At 43.5% G+C, this 26970-nt stretch carries 24 protein-coding genes and 1 pseudogene; 11 read left to right on the top strand and 14 right to left on the bottom strand.

Annotated elements, in window-relative coordinates; translation table 11 throughout:
- Positions 1-29: 29 nt before the first annotated feature.
- Complete coding sequence (locus ACSAZL_RS06170; RefSeq protein ID WP_440947831.1) at positions 30-686, bottom strand: DUF2284 domain-containing protein; 657 nt, start codon at positions 684-686, stop codon at positions 30-32.
- 172 nt (positions 687-858) lie between these two features.
- On the opposite strand from ACSAZL_RS06170, the gene ACSAZL_RS06165 reads away from it, so the two are divergent.
- Complete coding sequence (locus ACSAZL_RS06165) at positions 859-1317, top strand: universal stress protein (protein WP_440947830.1); 459 nt, start codon at positions 859-861, stop codon at positions 1315-1317.
- 183 nt (positions 1318-1500) lie between these two features.
- Here ACSAZL_RS06165 and ACSAZL_RS06160 read toward each other — a convergent pair whose 3' ends face one another.
- The 4 genes from ACSAZL_RS06160 to ACSAZL_RS06145 all read right to left on the bottom strand — a co-directional run bounded on the left by ACSAZL_RS06160 (position 1501) and on the right by ACSAZL_RS06145 (position 5843).
- Complete coding sequence (locus ACSAZL_RS06160) at positions 1501-2973, bottom strand: 4Fe-4S dicluster domain-containing protein (RefSeq protein WP_440947829.1); 1473 nt, start codon at positions 2971-2973, stop codon at positions 1501-1503.
- Positions 2970-5351, bottom strand: a complete 2382-nt coding sequence (gene hdrA2 / locus ACSAZL_RS06155) for a CoB-CoM heterodisulfide reductase HdrA2 (protein ID WP_440947828.1) — start codon at positions 5349-5351, stop codon at positions 2970-2972. The genes ACSAZL_RS06160 and hdrA2 overlap by 4 nt, the downstream gene beginning before the upstream one ends.
- A 78-nt stretch (positions 5352-5429) precedes the next feature.
- Entirely contained in the window at positions 5430-5669 is a 240-nt protein-coding gene (locus tag ACSAZL_RS06150) for a hypothetical protein (RefSeq protein ID WP_440947827.1), read from the bottom strand.
- Between the two features lie 39 nt (positions 5670-5708).
- A complete protein-coding gene (locus tag ACSAZL_RS06145; RefSeq protein ID WP_440947826.1) occupies positions 5709-5843 on the bottom strand; it encodes a hypothetical protein in 135 nt (44 codons plus the stop codon).
- 677 nt (positions 5844-6520) lie between these two features.
- Between ACSAZL_RS06145 and ACSAZL_RS06140 the strand changes: the two genes are divergently transcribed.
- A complete protein-coding gene (locus ACSAZL_RS06140) occupies positions 6521-6802 on the top strand; it encodes a ferredoxin-thioredoxin reductase catalytic domain-containing protein (RefSeq protein ID WP_440947825.1) in 282 nt (93 codons plus the stop codon).
- Positions 6803-6927: 125 nt separating this feature from the next.
- Here the strand turns inward: ACSAZL_RS06140 and ACSAZL_RS06135 are convergent.
- Both ACSAZL_RS06135 and ACSAZL_RS06130 read right to left on the bottom strand, forming a co-directional pair.
- A pseudogene (locus ACSAZL_RS06135) lies at positions 6928-7510 on the bottom strand (IS5 family transposase); the annotation flags it as partial.
- The gene (locus ACSAZL_RS06130) at positions 7444-7698 is read right to left on the bottom strand and encodes a hypothetical protein (protein ID WP_440948958.1); all 255 of its coding nucleotides are present in this window, start codon (positions 7696-7698) and stop codon (positions 7444-7446) included. The pseudogene ACSAZL_RS06135 and the gene ACSAZL_RS06130, both read right to left, overlap by 67 nt.
- Positions 7699-7944: 246 nt before the next feature.
- Here ACSAZL_RS06130 and ACSAZL_RS06125 point away from each other — a divergent pair, with 246 nt between their 5' ends.
- From ACSAZL_RS06125 to dps, 9 genes are all read left to right on the top strand, one after another.
- The gene (locus ACSAZL_RS06125) at positions 7945-8541 is read left to right on the top strand and encodes a hypothetical protein (protein WP_440947824.1); all 597 of its coding nucleotides are present in this window, start codon (positions 7945-7947) and stop codon (positions 8539-8541) included.
- 50 nt (positions 8542-8591) lie between these two features.
- Positions 8592-8921, top strand: a complete 330-nt coding sequence (locus ACSAZL_RS06120) for a carboxymuconolactone decarboxylase family protein (RefSeq protein WP_440947823.1) — start codon at positions 8592-8594, stop codon at positions 8919-8921.
- A complete protein-coding gene (locus ACSAZL_RS06115; RefSeq protein ID WP_440947822.1) occupies positions 8918-9139 on the top strand; it encodes a hypothetical protein in 222 nt (73 codons plus the stop codon). Before ACSAZL_RS06120 ends, ACSAZL_RS06115 begins: the two co-directional genes overlap by 4 nt.
- Before the next feature lie 591 nt (positions 9140-9730).
- Positions 9731-10195, top strand: a complete 465-nt coding sequence (locus ACSAZL_RS06110) for a (Fe-S)-binding protein (RefSeq protein ID WP_440947821.1) — start codon at positions 9731-9733, stop codon at positions 10193-10195.
- Between the two features lie 10 nt (positions 10196-10205).
- Positions 10206-11450: a formylmethanofuran dehydrogenase subunit B gene (locus ACSAZL_RS06105; protein WP_440947820.1), complete on the top strand. Its 1245-nt coding sequence runs from the start codon at positions 10206-10208 to the stop codon at positions 11448-11450.
- Positions 11450-11848, top strand: coding sequence for a molybdopterin dinucleotide binding domain-containing protein (locus ACSAZL_RS06100; RefSeq protein WP_440947819.1), 399 nt, complete (start codon positions 11450-11452; stop codon positions 11846-11848). Before ACSAZL_RS06105 ends, ACSAZL_RS06100 begins: the two co-directional genes overlap by 1 nt.
- Before the next feature lie 221 nt (positions 11849-12069).
- Positions 12070-12357 (top strand): hypothetical protein, encoded by a 288-nt coding sequence (locus ACSAZL_RS06095; RefSeq protein WP_440947818.1) that lies wholly within the window; start codon positions 12070-12072, stop codon positions 12355-12357.
- A gap of 299 nt (positions 12358-12656) precedes the next feature.
- Complete coding sequence (locus ACSAZL_RS06090) at positions 12657-13454, top strand: ZIP family metal transporter (protein WP_440947817.1); 798 nt, start codon at positions 12657-12659, stop codon at positions 13452-13454.
- Positions 13455-13637: 183 nt separating this feature from the next.
- Positions 13638-14189 (top strand): DNA protection during starvation protein, encoded by a 552-nt coding sequence (dps, locus tag ACSAZL_RS06085; protein ID WP_440947816.1) that lies wholly within the window; start codon positions 13638-13640, stop codon positions 14187-14189.
- Positions 14190-14358: 169 nt separating this feature from the next.
- Here dps and ACSAZL_RS06080 read toward each other — a convergent pair whose 3' ends face one another.
- The 7 genes from ACSAZL_RS06080 to ACSAZL_RS06050 form a co-directional block, all read right to left on the bottom strand.
- On the bottom strand, positions 14359-14946 hold the full coding sequence (locus ACSAZL_RS06080; RefSeq protein ID WP_440947815.1) for a protoglobin domain-containing protein: 588 nt from the start codon (positions 14944-14946) through the stop codon (positions 14359-14361).
- A gap of 101 nt (positions 14947-15047) precedes the next feature.
- Positions 15048-15215, bottom strand: coding sequence for a hypothetical protein (locus ACSAZL_RS06075; protein ID WP_440947814.1), 168 nt, complete (start codon positions 15213-15215; stop codon positions 15048-15050).
- A gap of 334 nt (positions 15216-15549) precedes the next feature.
- Complete coding sequence (locus ACSAZL_RS06070) at positions 15550-19092, bottom strand: response regulator (protein WP_440947813.1); 3543 nt, start codon at positions 19090-19092, stop codon at positions 15550-15552.
- A 72-nt stretch (positions 19093-19164) separates the two neighbouring features.
- Positions 19165-19539, bottom strand: coding sequence for a response regulator (locus ACSAZL_RS06065; protein WP_440947812.1), 375 nt, complete (start codon positions 19537-19539; stop codon positions 19165-19167).
- A gap of 481 nt (positions 19540-20020) precedes the next feature.
- Positions 20021-20557 (bottom strand): class I SAM-dependent methyltransferase, encoded by a 537-nt coding sequence (locus ACSAZL_RS06060; RefSeq protein WP_440948793.1) that lies wholly within the window; start codon positions 20555-20557, stop codon positions 20021-20023.
- Between the two features lie 494 nt (positions 20558-21051).
- On the bottom strand, positions 21052-23796 hold the full coding sequence (locus ACSAZL_RS06055) for a NosD domain-containing protein (protein WP_440947811.1): 2745 nt from the start codon (positions 23794-23796) through the stop codon (positions 21052-21054).
- A gap of 771 nt (positions 23797-24567) precedes the next feature.
- Positions 24568-26493 (bottom strand): right-handed parallel beta-helix repeat-containing protein, encoded by a 1926-nt coding sequence (locus ACSAZL_RS06050; RefSeq protein ID WP_440948792.1) that lies wholly within the window; start codon positions 26491-26493, stop codon positions 24568-24570.
- Positions 26494-26970: the final 477 nt, after the last annotated feature.

Below are 26970 nucleotides of genomic sequence, written 5' to 3'. Positions count from 1 at the left end.
GTCTGTAAATGGATTAGGGATTTCCCCCTTCAATCCAGCAAAATCAGCGTATACGGTACCGGAGCCGTATCATCCATCGGGAACTTTTGAAGCGGAGCGCCAATTTTTTCCAGGGTTTTGTCCATCCTTACCCCGAGCCCCATAAGGCACGGCCTGCGGAGGGTCGGGTGATGGCAGGGCCCGCCTGCGCCCGCGCACTTTACGTCGGAGTAGTCTTTTGTAGCACACCAGGTACACATACCTGGAAAGGTGGCAAGGGCGGTGTTATATCCCAGGGTCCAGGCGAGTTTTTCGAGTTCCAGAACTCCGGGCTGAATCATTTCTTTTCGGTCTTTCATTATTGTTTTCAGGTTATTCTGGAACTGCTGTTTTACAGCTTCGTCTTCAGGCGGTTCGAAGCTGTATTTTACGAAATTCTCGCTGACTTCCCGGGAGAAGACGTTATCGGAGTTCCATTCCACGAGAAGGGCCCATTCGTAGTCGGCAAGCATTTTTTTGAACTCGTCCACTGTCGGGATAAAAGGGGGACAGACACGGCTTCCGTAGCCATTGCAGCCAAAAATGCATTTCAGGACAGTTCGATCTTCTACCACGATATTTTCTGCGGGCAAGAGTCTGAGACTTTTTGCACCCAACTTTTTTGCCTTTTCTTCCAGAAGCCTATAGTTTTCATCATCTATCTTCATAGTTTATATTCGTATAATCAAGAACAATAAGTTATGCTGCACCGGGATGACCTTTGTCCAGTTTTCTGCCCTTTTCACTCTTCCAGAAATTAAATTTCTCTTCCCTTTTACTCCTTATAAATCCGATGCAATTATATTTCTTGCAGGTGAATAAAGTAATTGGGGTTACTGAATGGGAATCGTCAATTTCAGGAAAATAATGATCGCAACCGATGGTTCGATCTGTTCCAGGATAGCTGCTAACTATGCGATAGAGCTTGCCCGTTTAAGCGGAGGGACTGTTTATGCGGTATATGTGGTGTCCACGGATTATTTCTCTTCGATGGCTGTGGATTTTGACTGGGAAAGGATGAATGAAGCCCTGAAAAAAGAGGGACATGCTGCCGTCAGTTATGTAAAAAGAGCAGGAGAGATGGACAGGGTCGATGTGGACCCCATTCTGCTCGAAGGGCATCCGGCAGACGAGCTGATCCGTTATGCTGAAGACAACGAAATGGACATCGTTGTCATGGGGTCCCTCGGTAAGACCGGGCTTGACAGGCTGCTGCTCGGCAGCGTGGCAGAAAAAGTTGTCCGGCACTGCAAGGTACCGGTAATGGTTATAAGTGAAAAGTGCAAGGCCCGAAGTTGATGGTCCCAAGAATTACATTCAACCTCAGGCTTCTATTTTCTGCATCCGGCATCAATCGATTTTTATTCAGCAGACCTTCTTTTGCATTTCTTCATTTAGCCGGCAAAAGATGGTTTTTTAGCTTAGATCCAGTTTACGTCCGGTTCAATCCAGCCCTCAATTAGCTTAAATTCAGCTTTCAATTCAGCCTTCGATCTTCTTTTTCACGGCTGCGGCAGTGCTTTCCGGAGAATCGGTTTCCCAGAGTTTCCTGACCTTTGCACTCTTAAGGACAGGCATGAGAGAATCGATTTTTTCCTGTACGGCTGCAAGCGCCTCTTCATCGGTACACGGGGGCTCTATACCCATAAACTTCTGGGCTTTGATGGTTTCCGTTTCTCTGAAGACGGCGCGGTCAACTCCTTTCCTAACTCCGGTCTTCAGGGACTCGATTGCATCTCTCCACTGGGAAGCCCAGGGGGTATCCGGGATCTCGGTGTGGTGGACATCGGTTCTTTCCACTTTTATGGCTCCAAGGTGGCAGGCTTTCACACAGGCCCCGCAGTACATGCAGAAATCCTCGGCAAAAGCAATCTTTCGCGGGTCTTCGGGGTCTGTAGGCACGTACCAGAGTTCCGAGGGGCAGACATTAAAGCAGCCGCGGCAGCCCTGGGGGTCGCACTCTTTCAGATTAAGCTCAATAAGGCTCAGTTTCCCTTCCATAGGCTTTTGCAGGTCCACAGCTTCGTAGGGACAGACAGCCTGACAGCGGGCACACTGTGTGCATTTCATGTCGTCAACTGTTACCTTGCCTTCCACCTTCGGGGCTTCGCAGGGACGTTCCCCTTTAACCTTTATTGCCTCTTCCGGGCAGAGGTCCTGGCAGAGTACACAGTAGTCACATTTATCCTCGTCCACAAGGAGCTGCTCAAAAGGCACAGGGTTATCAGGGGTAGGTTCGCGTTCAAGCAGGATGAAAGCGTCGCAGAACCGGGCGCAGATCCCGCAGAAGTTGCATTTGTCGGGGTCAATTTCGATTTCGCCCTCCGCCCCTTCCTTAAAGGGAGCTATCTCTTCTTTTTTCGGGAAGGTGAACTCGACTTCGATTGCGTCCTGCGGGCAGGCTCCTTCACAGAGGGCGCAGGGGAGGCATTTCTCATTAATGTTTACAAACGTATCGTATTTTGGGTACTCTTTTTCATCGGGGACCTCTCCTACGGCTTCGAAAGTAATGGCATGCACAGGGCAGAGATTTGAGCACATCCTGCAGAAGGTACATTTATCAAGGTCCATCATGACAGGAGGGGCATCAAGCCCGGTTGCGATCTCATGCATGGGGCCCAGTTCAAGAGCTTTTGTGGGGCAGATATCCACACAGATCCCGCAGCCGTTGCAGCGTTTGTAATCGTAATCGAGGGTCTTGAGGGACTTCTCGGTGGCCTGCGTATAGAGGAAATGGCTTCCCTGCAGGTCCATGCTGGTCGTAACCGTGAGCTTTTCCTGGTTTTCTTCTTCTGTCTCCGCCTCTGCCTGCTCCTCAAACTCTTCGGATTCGATATTTTCAGTTGTTTCATTTTCTCCTTTTTCGGACTCTTCATTTTCTCCGGCTCCGCAGCAGCACCCGCCGCATACCTGAGTTTCCTGCTCCGGGCACTCTTCGGGATCTTTTTCACTCATTGTGCCACCTCCTCTATCCCGGTTCCAGCACATTCCTGCTTGAACTCGCTTCCTATGGGCCCTATTTCTTCGAGTTCCTTTACAAACTCGTTAATCGTGTTTGAGAAACGTTCTCCTTCGGCAGCCGAGATCCAGAGGGTTCTGAGTCTTTTCGGGTCAAGCCCGATTTCCTTTATGATCTCTTTTAAGACGTCCATACGCTTTTTCGCATCAAAGTTTCCGTGAATATAGTGGCATTCGTCCATCCTGCAGCCCGCAACAAGCACGCCGTCTGCTCCGCCTTTGAGGGCTTCAAGCACGAATTCGGGGTTTACCCTTGCCGAGCACATGGTACGGATTACCCTGATGTTTGTCGGGTAACGGATCCTTGACATCCCTGTAAGGTCAGCACAGGCATAACTGCACCAGTTGCAGAGGAACGCCACAATAAAGGGGCTCTGGGACTTATGCGCAGTTGCCTCCCTGACCTGGGCAAGGATCTGCTCGTTTTCAAAGTTCCGCATCTGGATTGCCCCTACAGGGCAGGCGGCACTGCAGTCCCCGCAGCCGTAACAGGAGACTTCGTCCACTACAGCTTTCTTATCCTCAATGCTGATCTTTCCGAACTTGCAGACTTCCACACATGTCCTGCAGCCTATGCACTTATCAGGGTCAACATGGGCTCCCATGGGATCGGCTTCAAGTTCCCCCGTCCCGAGAAGCTGCATAACTTTGGAAGCACAGGCACTGCCCTGGGCTATGGAGACCTGGATTTCCTTGGGGCCTGAGGCACAGCCTGCAAGGAAGACTCCGCTTACAGGGGCATCCACTGGACGCATTTTCGGGTGGGCGCTTGCAAAGAAGCGGTCAGGGCGCCGGGCAAGGTTAAGCATCCTGCCTATTCCTTCCGCAGCCTTTGTCGGTTCGTAGCCTGTGGAGAGTACAACAAGGTCGTGGGCTTCTTCTTCAACACTGGACTCCAGGGTATTTTCGTAGCGGACAACGGGCCTTCCGTCTTCGCCGGCATAGACCTCGGCAACCTTTCCGCGGATGAAGTCAACACCCATTTCCTGAGTCCTTGTGTAGTATTCTTCGTACATCTCCCCAGCAGCCCGGATATCGATATAGTGGATCGTAATGTCAGTATCGGGATAGCGTTCCTTTACCATCTGGGAATTTTTAAGAGCTGCCATACAGCAGACCCTTGAACAATATTCGTTGCCTACGGTTTTGTCCCTTGACCCCACACACTGGATGAATGCAACGCTTTTCGGGGGCTGGCCGGTAGAAGGCACAAGGACTCTTCCTCCTGTCGGTCCTGCAGAGTTCAGCATCCGTTCAAGCTGCATATTCGTTATGACATCGGGATATTTCCCGAACCCGTACTCCTTTTTCCGGGAGGCGTCAAAGAGCTGGTAGCCTGTAGAAACTATTACGGCCCCGGCTTCGAATTCTATTTCCTCCGGTTTCTGTTCGTAGTCCACGGCGTCGGCAGGGCAGGCAAGCTGGCAGAGCCCGCAGCCCACACAGTGGTCGGGGTCTATAAGCACAACCTGCGGAACGGACTGGGGGATTGGCATATAGATAGCCCGGGTCTTTCCGATCCCGTAATTCATGGGGTTTTCGATTTCAACGGGGCAAACCCCGGAGCAGAGGTCGACGCAGCCCTTGCATTTGTCTTCAAGCACGAATCTTGGTTTGCGTTTGACTTTAACATGGAATTTTCCGACCGATCCGGAGATATCGGTAACCTCGGAATATGTGTAAAGAGTAATGTTGGGATGGTTCTGAACTTCCGTCATTTTAGGGGCAAGCACGCAGATAGAGCAGTCGTTTGTCGGGAATACTTCATTCATCAGGGCCATTTTGCCTCCGATTGTAGATTCCTTCTCGACCATGGTTACGGGAAAACCGGCTTCTGCAAGGTTTAAAGCGGCTTCGATTCCTGCAACCCCTCCCCCTATGATAAGGACATTCCGGCTGGCTTTTGAACTCGTTGCACTCAGTTCCCTGAGGAACCGGGCTTTTGCAACCCCCATCCTTATCAGGTCAAAAGCTTTCTGGGTCGCCATCTGCGGGTCATCCGCATGCACCCAGGAGCACTGCTCCCTTATGTTTACCATTTCCATAAGGTAAGGGTTAAGGCCGGCTTTTTCCATGACGTGCCTGAAGGTCTTTTCGTGCAATCTCGGGGAACAGGCAGCTACCACAACCCTATCGATTTTGTTATCCTTTATGTCCTTGATGATGCCTTCCTGCCCGGAATCGGAACATAGAAACTGTACTTCCCGGGCAAGCACCACATCTTCCAGTTCGTTTGCCATTGTCTCAAGGGCTGAAACGTCGATTACTCCTGCAATGTTCAGTCCGCAATGGCAAATGTAGACTCCGATTCGCATGCTTGTTGACTCCTTATATTTGCAAATATTCTTAGGATTGAGTTCTGATATATCTTTTGATGTACCCAAATATATAATTTATAAGTTAAAATTTCGAAAATTATAATTCAAAAGACTTTTCTGCACATAATTTACGCCTGTGCAGTAAAAGTAAGGTCCTGTATGGTTCCGGTTCAGCTTATTTTTTTCAAGAACCTGGAAAAGCTTTCCTTTGGTTCCTCCTTTTAGTTCTCCATTCAGGTTTCCGTTCGGGTTTCCGTTCAGGTTTCCATTAAGGCTTTCCGGGCACCTGTGGACTCTGTGTTTTATAAATCCCAATATAAATTTTCCCTCAAACAGGATAAAAATGTAGCCGTTTTATACAAAATCAAAACCTTTATTTTGTAAAGGTTTTCCGAGCCTCTGCCCTGAAGCTTTTCCATAATAAATTCTATCAAATTCAAAAACACTAGCCTGAAATCGTAGCTTTTTAGTTTCTCCGGTGGCTTTCATATTACCTTTCCTTATCTTTATTTGTAGATATGAACAGAAATATTCAGGAAAGCTGCAATTTCATCAATATTCAGGGCAGCTACAATTTTATCATGCTGTAACCCCGGAACGTTCCCGGATAAGAGAGCAGTTTACGCTACACCATTTTGCATTACATCATTTTTACACTATAACACTTAATGCCGGATGATGAGCTATTTAATTGTAGAATCTGTTTGATTCACAATTTTGGAGAAAATATTTATACATATTTTATATATTATGAGTAATATTTATATTATGGTTATGCTAATTACATATATATTAAGTTTCGGATTCCTGTCAAGGCATGTGTTTAAGTTCCCTTGAGAGAGTCTGGTTGATCTGAGAGAACAATCTCAGACTGACTGGTCGAAGATTTTTGGGGCTCACCAATTAATTTATAGTTTGAGAACTTAATCCGTAATCTATCAGTCAGCGTCGAATTGTTATTTAATAACTTATGTATGCGGGAATTTTCCTGAGAGCAGGGGTCTAATATAATTCTCCAAAATAATTCTCAAAAAATCTGAACGGGTTACAGTTCTCCGGCAATTGTGCCAGAATAGGAGGGCTCCTGACACTCTACCTAACATTTCCGTGTACGATCTTCTACGAATAACCAGTATCACTCTTACAAAAACAGGAGGGAACTCTACATGAGTGGACATGACGAATTAAAAGATAAGATGTATGAATGGACAGAAAAATACGCAAGCAAAGCAGGTTACAGGCTTAACCCGGATAAAGAGGCTCTTGATTATGTTCTTGACGGGCTTGCTTCAAGGATTGAAAAGTTTGGGAGACGTTACTGTCCTTGCAGGATAGTAACTGGGGACGAGAATGAGGATAAAAAGATAGTTTGTCCCTGCATCTATCATAAAGATGAAATTGAAAAAGACGGAAACTGCCACTGCGAACTTTTCTTCAAGCCCTCCTGATCGGACTTCGTTCTGCCAGACCTGCTCCAAAGACGGGCTTTAAATGTTATCAGCGAAGCTGTGAGAGGACAATCTCTATAAATACTTTTTGTCCTTCCAGCCTCTCAAAGCTTTTCACTTAGAACCTATCCGAAAAGTCCTGCTGCTCCGAAAGTTATCCATGCGCATGCTAAATGAAGCATAGCAAGGTAATTCTTAATTTTCTATTCCCATCTAATCAGCAGCCTTCTGAATCTATTCAGCCATGAATGTGTCCTTTCTACAACCCACCTTCTTGCCCTAAAACCTGGTATCTCTTTTCTTATGTTTTCTTCTCCCCGGCTCTTTATATGTGCAGTATAGCCATAGTTGTTGACCAATTCTCTGATATCAGGATAATCATATCCCTTATCCATACAGATATTTTGAATTCCATCTTCTGGAAAAGATCTTTCAAAAATTATGGCATCTAATGTCTTTTTCACAAGCATTTAATCGTGACGATTAGCTCCATCCACAACAACAGAAAGTGGTATTCCTTTTGCAGCAGTTAATATACTTCTTTTTGTGCCTTTTTTGCCACGATCAGTAGGATTAGCACCTGTTCCAGCTCCACCCAATGGTGCATTTATCAAGCTCCATCAATTGCTTGCACTCCCACTCTAGCCCTTTTTCATTATCGTAATCCAGCAGACCAGCTTGCCACATTCGTTCAAATAATCCATCTTTCTACCACTCTTGACCCTGCCCTTGCTACAGGAAAAGCCATGCAGGAAGAGTTTATTGATTCTTATGAAAAGAAGGTCCAGATCCTCAAAGAAAGAGTATGCGAATGCCGGGTCTGACCGGAAGTTTCCAGAAACCCGCGAATCCACATAAAACCCATAAACTCCGAATTTTTTCGAAGAACATCTCAATATTTGAGAATTTTCTTAGTTTTATCAAGGCGTCGATTTTACAAAATATTATATATATTGTTATCGATAGTTATTAATATAATGATAGAAGAGATAGAGAGACAAAACGGATACAATGAGAAAAGCTGTTAATGACCAATATAAGAAGCAAGAGAATGGAAAAGTAAGGCATCAAGACAGTGAGTATTCAAAATACTACTCTGGACCGAATAAGAATCTAAGGAACTTCAAAGGACTTCAATTTCAATGGCTCTTGTGCTGGATAAAGAAGAGATATGGGTTTTTGAATGCATAAAAGAAGCCCATATAGACAAGGGATTTCATATTCGGGACGTTATAAAGAAAGCCAAAACCGGATATGGATTATCAAGGTCGACAGTTTACGAAATAGTTGGTTATCTGGAGTTTCACGGCCTTATAAAGACTAATAAAGCCGGGAACAGAGAAATTGACGAGTCAGTAACTTATTTTGTAACTTGTCTTGGATGCGGGAAGGAAATTCCGGGAAGCGAATACGTCAAAGAAAACGGAAAGCCTGTATGTGAGGACTGTTACCTGGAAGGGCACCAGAAAATAAAGTTCGCAGATCCTCTAGCAGTGCGTTCTAAAAAACTCTTCAGAAAACATCACGGGTTTGAAGGAACCGACGGCCTGACCGACCTGCAAAAAGAGATCTATGACTTTATCCTGGAGGAAGGAGGAGCAACCCCCGAAAAGATATCGAAACTTTTCAAACTCACCCTGCAGGAGACCAGGAACCAGCTTGCATTATTGCGGCACTGCGAACTTTTGAAGTGGAGAAAAATAGGAGAAGAAATGTATATGGTACCTTTTGACTCTTGAATTTCTTATATATTGTATATATGTACTTTGAAGCTTTTTGAGGTGAGAAGTTGACAGATAAAACAGAACTGAACGAAAGGATGAAAGAAATGGCCGGGGAACTCCCGGGAGTGATGAACGCTATGATGGGGCTTCATTCCGAAGTCGTCAAAGACGGAGCTTTAAGTGCCCGGACAAAAGAGCTGATGATGGTGGGGATTGCAGTTGCCCTGCGCTGTGAGCCCTGCCTCTGGAAGCATGTTCCCGAAGCCGTAAACCTTGGAGCAACAAGGAAAGAGATCATGGAGGCGGTCAGCACTGCAATAGTGATGGGAGGAGGGCCTTCAGTAGCTTACGGGTCAACGGTTGTTCTCAAAATTCTTGATGAAATGAATGTTTGAAACTTCGGAGGGATAAAAGATTACAGAAGAAAAAACCGAGTGTTCGGTCTGCGGATGCAAACTGGAAAAAGAAGACATTTACGAAGAAAATGGCAAGGTTCTTTGTGAAGACTGTTATATCGAAGGCCACCATAAAATCCAGGCATGTGACCCCTGGGCTGTCCGCTCGAAAAAGATTTTCAGGGAAGAAGCCGGGCTTGAGGGGGCTGAAGGCCTGACTGAACTGCAAAAAGCCATTTATGATTTCATCGTCTCCAGGGGAAGAGTAAAAAAGGAAGAAATTGTCGAAAAATTCGAAATATCTTCCCGCGAAGCCGAAAACCAGTTTGCTCTCCTGAGACATTGTGAGCTGGTAAAAGGCCAAAAAAGAGCCGACGGCGTATATCTTGTACCATTTGACGCCCGATAGATTAAAAAACATGAATTCTTATAAAAACGTAAATTCTTATTTTTTCCTTTCCGGATGAGCAGTTAAATTGAAATTCATGTCCTTCAGTCTGCAGAAGGCAAAAACCTTATCTGGGAACATGAAGCCTGTTAACATTGGAACTCAAAATTAACATTGAGAATTAAAAAGCAATAGTTTAAGGTGGATTAAATTCATCTCTTTAATAAATCAATTAACATTGTATTCCAATGCTCTTAGACACTCAATATTCTTAGATCGCATTTCCTTCAAACCGGATATTCTAATGAGTAATTTCCGGTTCACACTACTGGCCTTTACGGATACTATTTCCATGGTGTGGTATTGACCTGCCATTTCTTTAATTTACTATAGGATAAATTTGATTCAAGGGTGACCTGAAATGACAAATGCAATGGAACTCTATCAGATGCTTCCAAAGACAAACTGCAAAAAATGTGGAAAAACCTCCTGTATGGCGTTTGCAGTTGCCCTTATGGCCCGTGAGCTGACGCCTGAGGACTGCCCGCCCCTGAAAGAGGAACCAAAATATAAAGAAAACTACGAAAAGATCAGCGGCTTTTTCAAGCCGTCGGAAGGAGCAACCGAAACCGGACTGATAGTGCATGAAGACCTCTGTTTTGGTTGCGGAAACTGCGTCGTTGCCTGCCCTCCTAATGTAGCAAACGATCCCTATGGAGTGGGCTCGGGAAATGCCCCTACGAATCCTAATAAGCTGGTCCTGACCGTCGAAGACGGAATTGTTAAAGCCCAGAACCTGGGGGAGTGTCGCAGATTCGGGAAGAACAAGATCCTCTGTAATGGCTGTATAGTAACCTGCCCAGTAGAGGCAATCGAGTTTGTGTGAGGCGGAAAGGATGGAGAAAAATTATTACGTATGCACAGGCTGTGGAATGCTCTGCGACGATATCGAGGTCGAGACTGAAAAGAACATCGTAAACAAAGTCCATACCGCCTGTCGGGTTGGGGTAGCCCACATGAAAGAAGGCAGGGAGAGTGCAATCTTCCAGGTTGACGCTAAGCCTGTTGATGAAGCAACTGCTATAAGCGAGACTGCAGCTATCCTGAAGAATGCAAAAAGCCCCCTGATATTCGGGCTTGGGACCTCCAGCAATGAAGCGCAGAAACTTGCAATCGAGCTTGCAAAAAAAACCAATGCAACCATTGACGATCCTTCTTCATTCCGCCTGGGGAGTGTGGTTGAAGCCCTCCTCCAAAACAGGTTCAAGACCTGTACTCTTGATGATGTAAGGAATAAAGCTGATGTTAATATTTTCTGGGGGACGAACCCTTCGGACTCTCACCCCCGCCACCTTTCGAAACATTCCTATTTTCCCAGGGGTAAGGAAAAGCAGCGGGGCTGGGAAGAAGAGAGGACTGCAATTGCAATAGATGTCAGGAAGTCCCATACTGCAAAGATCTGCGGAAACTATTTCTTCGAGATCCCGCCAGGGGGAGATGCCGAGTTCATCGATGCCCTGATTGCAGCCCTTTCAGGAAAGCTTCCGAAAACCTCCTATAACTTCCCCCCAAAAAGAATCCTTGAACTGGCAAATATACTTAAAGGGGCAAAGTTCGGAGTGGTCTTTGTAGGGCTTGGTCTGGTTTACTCCCTGGAAAACCTGGAACCTCTTTTCCGGCTTATGGATATCCTGAACGAAAAAGCAAATTTCCACCTGATACCCATGGTAGGGTACTCCAACACGCGGGGCTTCAATGAAAACCTCTTTGAAGAAACAGGATACGTAAACAGTGTAAAGTTTGAAGACGGAGCCGCGAAGCACGGGCCCGAGTATTCGATCGTTGAATCTCTTAAAGCAAAAACCGCGGACACCGCCCTTATAATCGGTTCCGACCCGTTTTCAAGCCTTCCCAGGTCTATTGCAAAGAACCTGCTTGAAATTCCCGTTATCTCGCTAAACCCCTGCGAAACCCTGACTTCCAGAAACGCGAAAGTCTATATTAATACTGCAATCAGCGGAGTTGAGTCCGGGGGGACTGCCACGCGTATGGACGGGGTAAAGGTAGACTTCAAACCTGTTGTTGAGACAAACCGGCTCTCGGATGAAGCTGTTCTCAAAAAGATAATGGAGGCTCTCTGATGGATTTCGGATCTTTTCTTAAAGCCCCTGAAATAAAGGTAAGGATCATAACCTACAGTGATATCTTCCAGGACAAAGCGATGGTTGAAAACCGTTTTGGAGAAGAGTACAGGAACCTTTCTGCCGTAATAAAACTGGATCCTGCCGACCTCAAGCAGTTGAACGTGAAAAAAGGCGAAACCGTAGTCCTGAAAAACTCCTTCGGAACGATTGTGGTCAAAGCTGAGGAGTCCGGATACGAAACCCCTCACAGGGGCATTGCGTATATGCCTAACAGCCCCTGGTCCAATATGCTGGTCTCGGACGAAACAGGCGGTACGGGTGTTCCCAAATTTAAAGACATTTCCGTAACCGTTACCAGTGCAAAAGGAGAAAAAGTAACCGAAATAGGGCTTTAACTGTTTTTGACAGGCTCATAGGTTAAGAGAAGCCAAAAGGTAAACTCCAAAAAGTAGCTTTCAAAGGACAGCTTGCAAAAGACAGCTTACAAAGAACAGCTTGCAAAAGACAGCTTACAAAAGAGGATTTCCAAAATAAATCTTAAAAACGGAAATTTACTTTTTCTGTTTTTATTTTTCCCCCTTTTCAGTTTTTTCTAAAAACCAAACCGGATGAGAGTATGGCTGACGTACTCCTGAAATTTAACAAGATCTTGAAAAACGGAACCGTTTTCTACAATTTTGAAGGCTTTGAAAATGTAAAATCCAGGTGGGAACTGCCCTGTGAATACCTGTCTGGCTCTCATTTTGCGGCCTGGAATGGAATTTTACTTTACTCTAACGGGAATGCTGTAAAAACTTTACCTCCAGGCAGTGTGATCTCAGAAAACGAGCATCTGGAACTGATGAAAATCGTCGAGCTCGGGAAAAAAAGACTGAGAGAAATACAAGCTAAAATGAAGATTTGACGGAAGAGTACCGAAAAAAAACATGCCGAAAAAAAATGTAGCTTCAGAAATGATGGATCTTAAATTCGAAACAATATTTTCTATTCTTATATAATATTACCGTAACATATTCATTTACAGATCTTAATTTCAGGTTTTCAATGTTAGTCAGATTTAATTTTAGTTCCCAGCTGTCATGCTTCCCAGGATTTTGATGTGAACTTTGGAAACGTTTGTATTCAAAAAATGTGGCTGCGAATACTTTAGAAGGATTACTTATCCTGAATGTACATAAGGGGGTTGGAGATATTATTTATTTTTTGCAGCAGTTGCACCCACTGGAACAGGCACTGCTTGCAGGAATTTTCACATGGGGAATGACTGCGCTCGGAGCAGCATCCGTATTTCTCACCAGTGGGGTTAGCAGGAGAGTGCTTGACTTGATGCTGGGGTTTACAGCTGGTGTAATGATCGCTGCTAGCTACTGGTCCCTGCTCGCTCCAGCTATTGAAATGTCGGAAGGCAGGAGTGTTCCGGCATGGCTTCCTGCCGTACTGGGCTTTCTTCTGGGAGGCCTTTTCCTCAGGGGGATAGACAAAATACTTCCTCACCTTCAATTTGGCTCTACGACTGAAGCTGCCGAAGGCTTAAAAACATCCTGGAGGCGAAACACCCTGCTGGTTCTTGCCGTAACACTGCACAATATCCCTGAAGGACTTGCCGTCGGGGTTGCCTTTGGAGCTGCAGCTTCAGGCTACATGTATAGCCTTCCGGCAGCCATTGCCCTGACTACGGGGATCGGGATCCAGAATTTTCCGGAAGGGCTTGTGGTTTCCGTTCCTCTTCGGCGTGAAGGCATGTCCTGTTTTAAAAGCTTCAACTACGGTCAGGCTTCCGCAATAGTCGAACCTATTACAAGTGTGATCGGGGTCGCAGCAGTTATTCTGGTACGGCCTATCCTGCCATATGCTCTTGCCTTTGCCGCAGGCGCCATGATCTTTGTTGTGGTCGAAGAAATAATTCCCGAGTCCCAGCACGGAGGGAATGCCCCCCTTGCAACAATAGGTACGATGATGGGCTTCTCGGTGATGATGGTTCTTGATGTGGCTTTTGGCTAAGAATTTATTTCAAACAATAAATGACAGAATAAGGTACTTACTTTTTTTATTTTTAAGATTATAGATGTAGGATTGTTTCAAAATGGATATATAAGGCCAATTGTAATATATCAATAATTTAATAAAATCATAATAATAAAAAGAAAATAGATAAAATCGAGAACTACAACAGGAGTGATTAATATGGCAAAAGTGGCAAGAGAAGTTGTAGAGAAGGCCGGAGTTGACATTGAAAAGCTACTAGAACTTTTAATCAAGAATGCTTCTGCCGAACTCACAACTTACTACTACTATACCATACTGAGGTTTAATTTAATTGGCCTGGAGGGGGAAGGGATAAAAGAGATTGCCGAAACGGCCCGGGTCGAAGACCGGAACCATTTTGAAGCTCTTGTACCCAGGATTTACGAACTGGGTGGAAAACTTCCCAGAAACATGAATGACTTCCACGATATTTCCGCCTGCTCACCGGCGTATCTCCCGGAAGACCCGACAGACATACAGGCAATGCTGCAAGTGCTTGTCAACGCAGAAAGATGTGCGGTGAGAGGATACACCGAAATCTGCAACTTAACTGCCGGTAAAGACCACCGCACCTATGACCTGTCCCAGGCGATCCTTAACGAAGAAATCGAACATGAGTCATGGTTCTCCGAATTCCTCGGAGAAGGACCTTCCGGACACTTCCTGCGCAGAGGCGATACTTCTCCTTTTGTCTCCAAGTTTTTGAGATAATGCCAGGATTTCAGATAGTGGTAAGGTAGAAGTGGGAATGCAGACAAAGAGAAGCAGATAAAGAGAAAAACAAAAAGAGCCTTAATTTAATTAAGGCATTTCTCTATTTTTTGAAAAAATTTCCCAGGCAGTATCGAAATAATAAAGAAGTTTTGAGCTTTTGTACCCCTCAGAAATCACCAGATTTCACATATGGGTAGCTCCATAAAGCTACCTGGAGTGTAGTTGCTTTAAACCAGGCCTGATACATCTTTTCTACTTCCTCGGGAGTGTGTCCCTTCCTGGCAAGGAAAGGTTTCATCGTTGCTGTTATCGGGTAGATAAAAGCTACAAGGTAACGGTAGCCGATGTTTGGGACGGACTCTACATTATCGGTCCGGTTCTTCTTGGTTCGATGATGCCGCAGACCAATCTCATATTGATAGTCCAGCCAGGCCTGGTCATAGCTACGGTTGCAGGTATCAAGAATCCACCTGGAGAAACGTTTTCGAACGGCAGCAAGGTATTTTTCATCAGGTGTGCCGTCCGGACTGGTAAAATAATACAGTAAATGAGGATGTGAGCCCACAAATCCATACCAGGTATCAAGGATCTCCTCGACCTGGTCTTCCAGCACTTCTCCGGCTTTCTGGAGGTACTCTTCATCTTCTGCTGCAAACATTACGGCTTCTTTTAAAAGTTTCAGGTCTTCCAGGTTGAAAGGAGCCCTGTTTTCGGTTTCTCCATAGGTGTAGCCCGAAATTTTTTCCATAGACATGGGTCTTAACCCCCCCAGTTTTATTATTCCCTTTAAAAATATGAGTGAAAAATACTCTGTTTTTTTCATTTATTATTATATTAATCCTGGATATTAAACTTTCAATCCCCGAATCCACAAAATGTTTTTCTTGCTGAGATAACCGCAAAACTCCCTGTCCCTGACCCTTTTTGTGGGAGTTCTGTCCGCTCTATTTTCCCCGGCTGCCTGAAAAGGGTCTGGCAGGTCTTAATTTCTTCAAATCCGAGTTTTATAAGCCAGTCTGACACTTCCGAAGTCGAGAGAAATTTCGCCTTAGAAGAGAACCTGCCCTCTTTTTTTCTCGATTCGTAAAAAATCTCTGTCTCCGGGTAGTGTTGTCCCGGTAAATGAGTATATGAAGCTGATGAACCTTATTAAGATCGGAAAAAAAGGTTAAGCGAAATACAAAGTAGGCTGGAGGTTTGACAGCATTTCGCTAAAAAAGTATCGAGAGCAGGAAATAGAACTGCCTGTAATAATACTCCATGCCCAATACTTAACCGATGACTCATGACATGCGCTTAAATTCTGCATACTGCCCAGGCCCGGCATCCGATCTAGCACTGTCAAAAGTTCATTATTTTACACATTACAGTTGTCTGATTCAGATTTCTGTATGTTTCTCATATCTTTCAGATTCACTTTTCGAATCTGCCTGATGCACATGAGCAGGTCTTCCCTGGTAAACATACCTTTATGCACGATACTGGACACGTGCTCATCCAATTCCTTTATTTCACACGGACTCAGGTCCTTTGCAGTACAGATAATTATGGGAGTATCTATAGTTTCCGGCCTGTTCTTAAGAGCTTTTATCACATCAAAACCACTGATATCAGGCATCATGAGGTCCAGAATAATCACTTCCGGTTGTTCTTTGAATGCAATATCTATGGCTTCCTTTCCTCCATAGGCCTTTAACACATTGAATTCATTTCCATTTAGCATTTCAGCTACAAGTTCCACTGCACTTTTTTCGTCGTCCACCACAAGCACACTGAGAGACGATTTTGCCACCTTTTCTTTGATCTTTCCCAGTGTAGAAAGGAGTGTATCCTTTTGAATAGGTTTGATGAAGTGATCCACAGCTCCCCATACGACACCCAGATCTCTTTCATCCAGCATGGAAGTGATTATTACTGGAATGCCACGGGTTTGTTCTTCCAGTTTCAAGTACTTAAGTACATCCCAGCCGTTCATTCCAGGCATCATAATGTCCAGAGTAATTGCAAACGGTTTCATCTTACTGGCAAGTTCGAGTGCCTCTTTTCCATTGGAAACAGATGCAACACGGTAACCTTCCTGAGTCAGGGTAACCTCCAACAACTCCCTTGAAGCATCATCATCCTCTACCACAAGTATCAGTGGCTCATCACTGTTACTATTCACCGGTTCGATTATTTGCGGGATGTGGATAGTTTGTGCAGGGGTACTCTCAGTATCCTTTATTTCAGTATCCTTTATTTCAGTATCCTTTATTTCAGTATCCTTTAACTCAGTATCCTTTATTTCAGTATCCTTTATTTCAGTATCCTTTATTTCAGTATCCTTTAACTCAGTATCCTTTATTTCAGTATCCTTTATTTCAGTATCCTTTAACTCAGTATCCTTTTTTATCGCTTCTGCATTCTCTTTTATCACTTCTTCGGGGATCCTTTTATTTAAGCCAGCTACTAAAGGTATCTCAAAAGTAAAAGCCGTGCCTTTCCCAACTTCACTTTCAAACCACATCTTCCCCTTATGCATCTCTACAAAACTTTTAACAAGGGAAAGCCCAAGCCCTGTTCCTTCATACATGCGGTTTGTAGCAGAATCAAGCTGTATGAAAGGTTTGAACAGCTTATACTGGTCCTTTTCAGCTATCCCTATGCCAGTATCTCTTACGGTAAACTGTACCGTTTCTCCATACATTTTTGAGGAGATGATTATCTTTCCACCCTCAGGAGTAAACTTAATGGCATTGCTTGCAAGATTGAAAAGAATCTGTTTAAACCTTATTTTGTCAGCATATATGTTTACAAGTTTTTCGTCCATGCAGAACTCCACTTTAAGCCCCTTTTTCTCAATAAGGGGAGATATTAGCTGTTTTACTTCATTAAACGTTTCTGTAACAGCAAAGGTTTCATAATTCAATTCCATCTTACCTGCTTCGATCTTGGAGATATCAAGTATATTGTTTATGAGAGCAAGCAGATGTTTCCCGCTTATGGATATATTGCCCAGGAACTTCTTCTGCTTCTCAGAAATCTCTCCAGCGTTGCCTGCTATCATCAGGTCAGAGAAACCTATGATGGAATTCAGTGGAGTCCGCAGTTCATGACTCATAGTTGCAAGGAACTCGCTCTTGGCACGATTTGCAGTCTCTGCCGTAATCTTGGACTGGATAAGGCTATCCTCTGCTTGCTTTATTTTAGTCAGGTCCACAAAACTCTCTACCAGATACTTTTTATCTGAAATTGATATAGGCACCACGGATTTCAGGATGGGAACCCTGTTTCCATCCTTATTGATCAACACACGTTCAGATCGATCAATTTTCGCCCTCGAATCAAGGATGGGGCATTTCCCTTTATCTGCAGGGCAGATGAAATTATGACAGGCTTTACCAATGATTTTCTCCCGGGGGAGACCAATCATCTCCTCAGCAATGGGGTTTGCATCAACTATAGTGGATGTTTCAGCGTCTATGAGAACAACACCGCTAATGATGCTTGAAAGTACAGTCTCCAGCCTCTTTTTGTTTTCCTCTTCAAGTTCTCGGAGTCTCACACTTGTAATATCAGTGGTGCAATATACGGTACCTATCATCATCCCATTCTGGAGTAATGGTCCTGCGTCCCAGTCATAGACAGCTTCATAATTTTTAAGGCACAATGTCGCCTGATATTTATCCGAGACGCTTTTTAATTCCTTAATCTTTGCAGAACCTCCACTGCCATCACCCGACTGTGCGATTACATGCTCTATCACTTTTGCCGCACTGTTCTGTGAGAGTAGATCTGCGCTTATGTTCCACATTTCAATAAATTTATTATTCATTATGAGCCTGGAATTCACACAATCTATCATTATGCCTGCGTTCATGGATTCAAGACTTGATTCGATTATGTCGAGGTTCTTAAGGACTTCCTCCTTTTCTTCCAGGGTTTTGAGCATGCGGTTTATATTCCCAGCAAGCTCGGAAATTTCGTCTTTACCTTCCATATTTATGCGGGAGGAAAGTGATCCCTTTTTAGTGATATCTGTAAGGTTAGTGCTCAGCAAAGATATGCGAGATAACACAGATTTTTCTAGAGAAAACGAAAGGACAAGTTCAAATACCAGTCCCATAACAAGAATTGAAACAAGCAGATATTGTATTGCAGACCGACCCTCTTGATAGACATCTCTCGGCATCTCAACGTCCAGGGACAATACGGGTTTTCCATTTATATCGTTCAGTACGGTTGTCCCTACAACCGAAGATTCGCTCACATAATTTATATCAAGGCCACTATCATCTTCTGAAGTATCTGCTGTGATGGTAGATGATTTTACACTGTCAGATGGTACTGAACTTTCTTGATTGAGGGCTTCTGCATTCAAGGACAGACTTGTTGTTTCTGCAAGCTCTTTTATCAATTCCGCATCAATAAACTTTGCAAATATGAGGGTACCTGCTATTGGTCCCTCTCCGGAACTCTTTGTAATAGGGTGGGAAGCGATCAGTAATGGTCCTTCAGGGGAATTTATGATTCCGGATATCTGGCTGTCGGGTGCAGGGTGAGAAAAAAGAAGTTCATTTGCAGCGATGTAATCAAGAACCGTGGTCGAGACGTTTGCGTGTTCAGTAGTACCCTGCTCTACTACCGTAGCATAGTGGAGCTTGTTTGTCGAGTTATAAAATAATACTATATTGGCATCAAAATTGGTTACTACCTCAGGGCCAAAGTTACTGTCGACGTAGCCGCCATATTGCCCCTGGACAAAAAGATATGTATCGTCCCATATAGCGTAATCATCGACAGATGCCTTCAACGTCTCTAACCTGGCATCCATTGCTGCTGCTGCCCTTTCCATATTCCTGGCTATGTAGTCTTTTTCCAGTTGTTCAAAGCTTTTTCCCATTATCTGTTCAGTAGCCACTAACATAAATACAGATAGAAAAATGAAGGTTATTCCAAGAATTGCCAGTGTCTTTTCGCGTATCTTCATGGATTACGTCTTCCCATTGCCTAAAAAAGTATTTAGCTCATCCATGAACTGGAATACATCTATGGGTTTGGAAATATAACCGATGCATCCTGCATCGATGAAACGCTGTTTGTCACCTACCAGCGCCTGTGCGGTTAAAGCCACAACCCCTATTTGCTGCGAAGCTGGATTCTCCTTAATGTGTTTTAAGACTTCCAGCCCTCCCATTCCTGGCAACTGGATATCCAGTAATATAAGGTCAAAGAGAGAGTTACTGATCCTGTCGAGTGCCTCTAGCCCGTCTACAGCTTGTGTGACTTCAATTCCGTTCGATTCCAGAAGACATGTCACCAATTCCATATTCATAGGATTATCTTCCACTACCAGTATGCTTGTCATGGAACCTCTCAAATTAAGGAATTTTCTTATCTATGTGCTATTGACTTTAGAGCAAAAATTAGTTCCAAGTTTCGAGCATTAATACTAAAATCGATTCCCTGTTCCATCTTCGCATCAATACACGTTTTTGAGAAATGTCGTTGAATAGAGCAATTTGTCTTAATCCCTTACTTAATTGAAAATTGATGGATTTATCGAAATTATCAAATATATATTATTTATTCGCGTGCAATTGAGATCAATATTTAGAAAACAATAGATATATTATTATTTAGATAAAACTTTTTTAATATTGATATATTATTATACAACCCGTATTACATAGGGACACAGTTGCAGGATCAACACATCTTTATTATTCCCAAAATACCCTTAATGGTGTTACTCAGCCTTTTGCTCTGCGCTTCTGTGGGATAGAAACACAGATCCCGTGCATGAAAATGTAAGCATCCTTTATACTGGAAACTTAATTATGAAAACATCAGGCATGCAATGATGGACGACAAAACAGTGAAGAGCCTGGTTTCCTTGCTGAGATAACCGCAAAACTCCCTGTCCCTGACCCTTTTTGTGGGAGTTCTGTCCGCTCTATTTTCTCCGGCTGCCTGAAAAGGGTCTGGCAGGTCTTAATTTCTTCAAATCCAAGTTCTATAAGCCAGCCTGACACTTCCGAAGTCGAGAGAAATTTCGCCTTAGAAGAGAACCTGCCCTCTTTTTTTCTCGATTCGTAAAAATCTCCATAAAGGCTGTTTCTGTCAAGTATCCCTATGACGATCTGCTTACCCGGCTTAAGGACCCCTGCAGCTTCACGGAGCGCATGTACCGGATCTTTGAAAAGAGAAAGGGCAGCTACGATCAAAATAAGGTCAAAACTCTGTTTTTTGAAGGGCAGGGACTCGGCAACTCCGAGCAAGGTTTGAATGCCTCTTTTTTCTGCTATCTCTGCCATTGACCTTGCGGGTTCAAGCCCATACTTTATTCCGAGAGGAACTGCAAATCTGCCTGTGCCGGCTCCAATTTCAAGGGTTTTAAGATTTCCCGGATTTTCCGGGATGAAAGTTTTCAGGGCAAGAAGCTCGGATTCGTATGCAGGTTTATATTTCTCATACCAGGCATCGTATTCTTCTGCATATCCTTCAAAGGCTTCCCAGGGCTTTATTAAGGTCCCTCCTGATGAATTTTCACCTTTTGATTTACGGTTATTGTAATAAGTTTGGAATCCGTACCATCCCTACCGGATGAGATCTGATTTACCGTACAGGTTCCGGGTGAATATTTGATTGTGAGAGAAAATAAGGTGAAAGGCCACTCCTTCACCATTTGTTTTTCAATATCCGGGCCTTTCAGTTTTTCTTTTGCTTCAGGTTCTATTTTTGCTTCAGGTTCTATTTTTGCTTCAGGTTCTATTTTTGCTTCAGGTTCTATTTTTGCTTCAGGTTCTATTTTTGCTTCAGGTTCTATTTTTGCTTCAGGTTCTATTTTTGCTTCGGGTTTTACTGATGCTTTCGTTTTTTACTTTCTTTTACGCAGAAATACTGCAAGCAGGCAAGCTATTCCGAAAGCCGTTTCAAACCCCGGAGCCCTTACAGGTTCTTCCTGTTCAGGCTCTTTTTCAACTTCGGATCCCATACTTTCCATGCCTTTTTCTGCAATTGAATCGGTTTCCTGTTCAGGCCCTATTTCGGTCACATCTTCTTCAGGAAGGTGTTCCAACTTTCCTGTTATTGCAAAGGAAGAGAAGCCCGTCGTTTCGGCTGTGAAATACAGGTACCTGTCATCCTCCCCTGAAAGGCTGGCTGGCAGCTGTTCCCATTTTGTATCGTTATACCGGTTCAGGGTAATGGAAGTCTGATCTATCATTTTATCCTGCAGCCAGGACTTTTCAACCTTGAAGCCGATTGCAGGGTTTTCGATGTTCTCTGAGCTTGCAATTTCGCCATTTCCGACCCACACGTTAAAGGACTTGTAGACCTCATCCGAAGGAAGTTCGGAAACCAGTGCAGACTTATTCTTTAACTGCTCAACTATTGTTGTGGTTTTGCCCAGGGTCTTTTTTGCATCAAAGCTCACATATGCAACGCAGGTTGCGTTCTTTGTGAAGTCAAACCTCACTTCTTTTCCATTTGTAATGAAGACCTGGGAAAGCTCTTTAACCTCAACGTTTTTTGCAGGTTCGGGGGAACCGCCACCACCACCTCCACTGCTGCTTCCGCTGCTGTGGCTGCTTCCTCCGGAACTGCTCTCTTTCAGCACCTTTATTTCGAGGGTTTTTGAGACCGTGCCGTTTTCATTGCTTGCAATCAGGTTAACGGTATAGGTCCCCGGAGATGTGTACACATAAACGATGGTAGGGGAGCTCACTTCGATCTGTCCGTCATCGTTAAAGTCCCAGCCGGTTTCGGTTGCGTTTTGCGAGAGGTCGGTGAGCAGGATGGAAAGTGGTGCGTAACCACTGGTGACATTGGCACTAAAATCTGCTACAGGAAGCCATGAATTCACGTTTTCCGCTTCCATAACAACTATCGTATCAGTTTTTGAACTCGTGCCGTTCCCGTTGCTCACTCTCAGGTTAACGGTGTAGTCTCCTGGAACTTCGTACACATGAACAGGATTTTGAAGATCCGAGTCCCGAGTCCCGTCATTATCAAAGTCCCAGCTCCACGAAGCTGCGTTTTGCGAGAGGTCTGTGAACTGGACGGAAAGAGGTGCATAGCCGCTGGTGATATTGGCGCTAAAATTCGCTACGGGAGGCACTGACTGAGCCGGAGCATAAACAGTTATCGTAGCAGTCTTAGAAACTGTACCGTTTGCATTGATTGCAGTCAGTTTAACTGTGTAGGTTCCTTCAGTCGAGTACACATGAACCGGATTCTGCGTGCTGGAATCTACCGTACCATCATTTTCAAAGTCCCAGTTCCTTCCGGTTGCATATTGAGAGGTGTCGTTAAACTGGACGGTAAGAGGCGCGTTTCCACTGCTAACATTGCTGTTGAAGTTTGCAACAGGAAGTATAGCCTGCTGTTGGCTGGATACGGATACAAGGGGGAGATAGTCGGTAAAATACTCTTCAGCATATTCGTTATTTGCAATGCCGTCTCCATTATCATCCTGTGCTGTCTGAGAAAAACCCTTTCCTGCAGGAGCTGCCCAGAAATTGCCGCCGATATAGGATCCTCCGACAATGTTTGTGTCTTTGGTTTTCGTTGTATTCCAGGTATTTTTTTTGTTGCGAATATCTGCATTATAGGTATTATTGAGATAGTTATTAAAAACAAGGTTATCATTGCTTCCGGCACACATGAATAAGCCGGAAACACTATTTAAGGCGACCGTATTGCCCAAGACCTTATTTCCGTCGGAGGAATCCAGATGAATCCCCCTGTAGGTATTATTAGCTGTATTTCCAGAAATGGTATTGTAATTAGAGTATGAGATCAAAATCCCGTAGTAATTATTTTCCGAGACATCATTCCCTGAAATTGTGTTAGTGTGCGATGTTCTCAGGTAAATACTTCTACTGTTATTGGTTGCTATGTTGTCGGTTATTTCGCAATTGTTGGAATTTGTAAAATATATACCATAATTACTGTTTGAGTTTGCAGTGTTTCCGATAACCTTGTTGTAATTGCTCGAATTCTCCAGTACAATACCGTATCCGTTTAAATTTGCAATATTGTTTGAAAGTATATTTCTCTGGGAGCGTACGAGATGCATTCCATATTGATTACTCGAATCTGCCCTGTTGCCGGATAAGGTGTTGTATTTTGAGTCCTGCAGATAAAATCCCTTGTTCTTTCCGAGGACGACATTATCGAGAACCCTGTTGTAATCCGAATACCTCAGATACACCCCAATGTAGTTGTCCGAAAGATCGTTATTGGTGATATTGCAGTTACTGCATCTGACGAGGTAGATCCCTGCTGCACTTGTAGATTCCACTCCCGTAATTTTAAATCCGCTAATTGTTGTGTTATTTACTTCCGTGTAAAATACATTTGTACTTGAACTCCTGGCCGTAATTATTGTGTCTTCAGGTTTCCCTGTTTCTGACCTGATAACCAGATTTGGTGTTGTAGTGATCCTGATATTCTCGGTGTATGTTCCGGGTTTTACGATTATTACATCGCCTGAGCTTGCACTGCTCACCGCAGCCTGTATAGATTTTCCTTGCTCGACAACAATCTCATCCGCCGTTCCCATACTCGAACACGCAATGAATATCAGCATACCCACCAGTAAGGTGGCTAATCTGCGCATTTAATTTCCCCCACATCTAAACAAAGTTACCGTTGATACTTCTGATAATAAGTCGGAAATTAAGCGTTCAACAATATAAATATATTGGATTACAATAATATTAATTGAAAGTTATAATTGTACTATATTATTGGAAGAACTACAAAACTAATAGTCTGATTTATCAAAATTAATGCAGATACATTTATGAAAGTTCTTAAGCCAATTTTTAGATTTAAACTACATGTCAAAGGATATCGAAAAAATTCCAGTTTCTTCCACTTCTCCAAAGTTGCATGTTTTCCAGCTATTTAATAAATCAGCTTTACTCTAAATGTAAAGAAATTTTATCATGCCTCAAAACAGGTGTTATCTCCTGTTTACTGATCAATTTTAGTAACCAGGAATTAGATTCAGATTTTTAATAAGTAAAATCGAATAATGGGATATTGTAAACAAATTTTTTCATATTAAGTGGAAAAAATATGTGGCTTTCGGAGCCTGCAGGACGACCTAACAAATACTTCCTTCAGGAAAGAACTTTAAAATTCGGAAGATTAAGATCTTATGAAAAAGGTAAAGGAAAAAAGTATAAGATAAAGAAATAATCGGGATGAAGGGAGTCATTCCTTAATCCCGTCTCTTTTCGTGTTGGTCGAGTATTTGGTTGCGGTCTCTATGAAACCAGGCTTTATGTCAGCTCCTTTTCGTTGATTCGCAAGTAATTGTTTTTGCTTAGTTTGCAGCTGTCTCTAATCAGTCTGTAGATCTCTCTGATTAAACTATAGATGTTTACATTTGGTCATCCGTAGATTCTGTTTGATTATCTATGGATATTTCCGTTTGATTATCCATAGACTCCGTTTGGTTATCTGCAGATATCTCAGATCCATCTGTGGACTCCGTTTGGTTATCCGTAGATTCTGTTTGGTCATCCGCAGATATCTCAGATTCATCCGTAGATTCAGTTTGGTTGTCTGTTACATCTACAGCAGTTGTGGATTCTCCTGGTTTAGAGGCAGCTACAAGCGGGAGGTAATCCGTATAGCCACTGGTTGCGATATTGTACACTCCATCTGCAATGCCGTCTCCGTCCGCATCCGTTGCAGTCTGCGAAAAGCCCGTGCCGTCGGGTTTTGCCCAGAGGTTTCCTCCTATATAGGATCCGCCCGCAATATTCGTGCCTGCAGTTTTTGTTGTGTTCCAGACGTTTCCAGAGCTTCCCGGTTTGATATCTGCGTTAATGTTGTTGTTCAGGTAGTTATTGAACACGGTGTTGTTGTTGCTTGTGGAAGTCATATAAAGGCCTGAAACACCGTTTGAAACAATATTATTGCCTGAAATCGTATTATCACTTGAAGTGCTCAGGTGGATACCCCGGTTGCTGCTGGAAGCTTCGTTTTCTGAGATGTTGTTTTCTAAGGAATAAGTCAGCAGGATTGCATATTCGCTGTTGTCCAGAACAGTATTGTTCAAAAGCGTGTTCCTGTTCGATTTTGTAAGGAAAACTCCCCTATTATTGCCGGAAGCTTCGTTGCTGTTTAAGTTATTGTTGCTCGAATCTTTGAGGTATATTCCGTAAGCACGGTTATAGCTGGCTATGTTGCCGGTCAGGTCGTTATAGTTGCTTGAGTTTTCCAGAACAATGCCATGATCAGCGTCTTCGCTTACATTGTTGTTAGAGAGGACGTTCCATCCCGAGCGCAGCAGGTAAGCTCCGTACCTGTTTCTCGCAGCACTGTTGTTTAAAAGCGTATTGTAATTGGAATCCTGCAGGTTAAGCCCTCTTCCTCCGTTCTGCACACTATTATTAAGGACGGTACTGTTGCTTGTAAAAGCCAGGTCTATTCCAATTGTGTTGTTCGCCAGTATGTTCTCGCTTACATTACAGTTAGTAGAGTTCAATAATGAGATTCCGGAGACGATGTTATCCGAGACCGAATTCTTTAATACATTGTTGTTTCCTGTGGATGTGATCTGGATACCTTTTCCGTTATTTGAAGCCAGATTTCCGGAAAGCATGCTTTCCCCAGCCCTTAACAGGAAAATGCCCCTGCTGTTGTTCAATGCTGTGTTGTTTACCAGGTTGTTACCACTGGAATCCTTCAGGTAGATGCCGTAGACCGTGTTGGAATCTGCCATATTGCCTGTCAGGTTGCTGTTACTTGAACTTGCAAGGTAAATGCCATAATCTCCATTTGAGCTTACAGTATTGTTTTCAAGGCTGGCATTACCGGAGCTTTCCAGGACAATTCCGTGATCAGCGCTCATACTTACTGTATTATCTGAGAGCAGGTTACCCTCGGAGGCGAGCAGATATATTCCAAACCTCTGATTCGAAATCGTGTTTCCTGAAACCCTGTTATAGTTTGACCTCTCGATATTAATTGCCCTCTTACCATTTACTGCCGTATTATTGAGGATAAGGTTATAAGTCGACTGTTTAAGGTATATTCCCAGGGTATCGTTTTCTAACCTATTATTTTCGATGGTACAGTTACCGGACCTGATAAGGTAAACCCCTGCACGGTCGGTTCCGGCACCATTAATGCTGAACCCTGTAATTGTTACGTTATTTGCTTCGACATAAAATACATCCTCAGCTTGACTGTTTGCTATAACTGTAGTATCCCCGGGGTTCCCGGAAGCTGATCTTATTATCAGGTTTCCCGTTGTTATCCTGAGATTTTCAGTATAACTTCCGGGACTTACGACAATCTCATCCCCCGGAACAGTATTGTTAACTGCATCCTGTATTGATCCTCCTGGCTGGACAATAATTTCAGTTGCAGTTCCGATGCCCGAGCTTAACGTAAAGACGGTTAAGGCTAAAAATAGAGCGATAAATCTGTGTATATAAATCCCCCACGCCGATATTTTTTATTATTTAAATTTAGATTCTCCAACATAAAATAAACATGAAATAATATAAATCTATTAGAAAATAATATCAGAATAATATCAATAAAAGTACACGGAGAAGAGCATCAATCCCAATCCACTGAGCCAAACTCAAGAATATGAGTCATAAAGTAAGACGAAAGCAGTGCCGGAAAAAGAATAAGGTAGAAACAAAAAGAAAAGCAAACCGAAAAAAGAAAAGAAAGAAAAACAAAAAGAAAAATGAAAAGAAAGAAAATCAGAAGCAAAAAGAAAAACAAAAAGAAAAAGAAAAAAAAGAAAGGAAAAACAAAA

Source organism: Methanosarcina mangrovi, from assembly GCF_052057765.1.
In the GTDB taxonomy this organism is placed as follows: domain Archaea; phylum Halobacteriota; class Methanosarcinia; order Methanosarcinales; family Methanosarcinaceae; genus Methanosarcina.
This window is presented reverse-complemented; position numbering and strand designations above follow the sequence as displayed.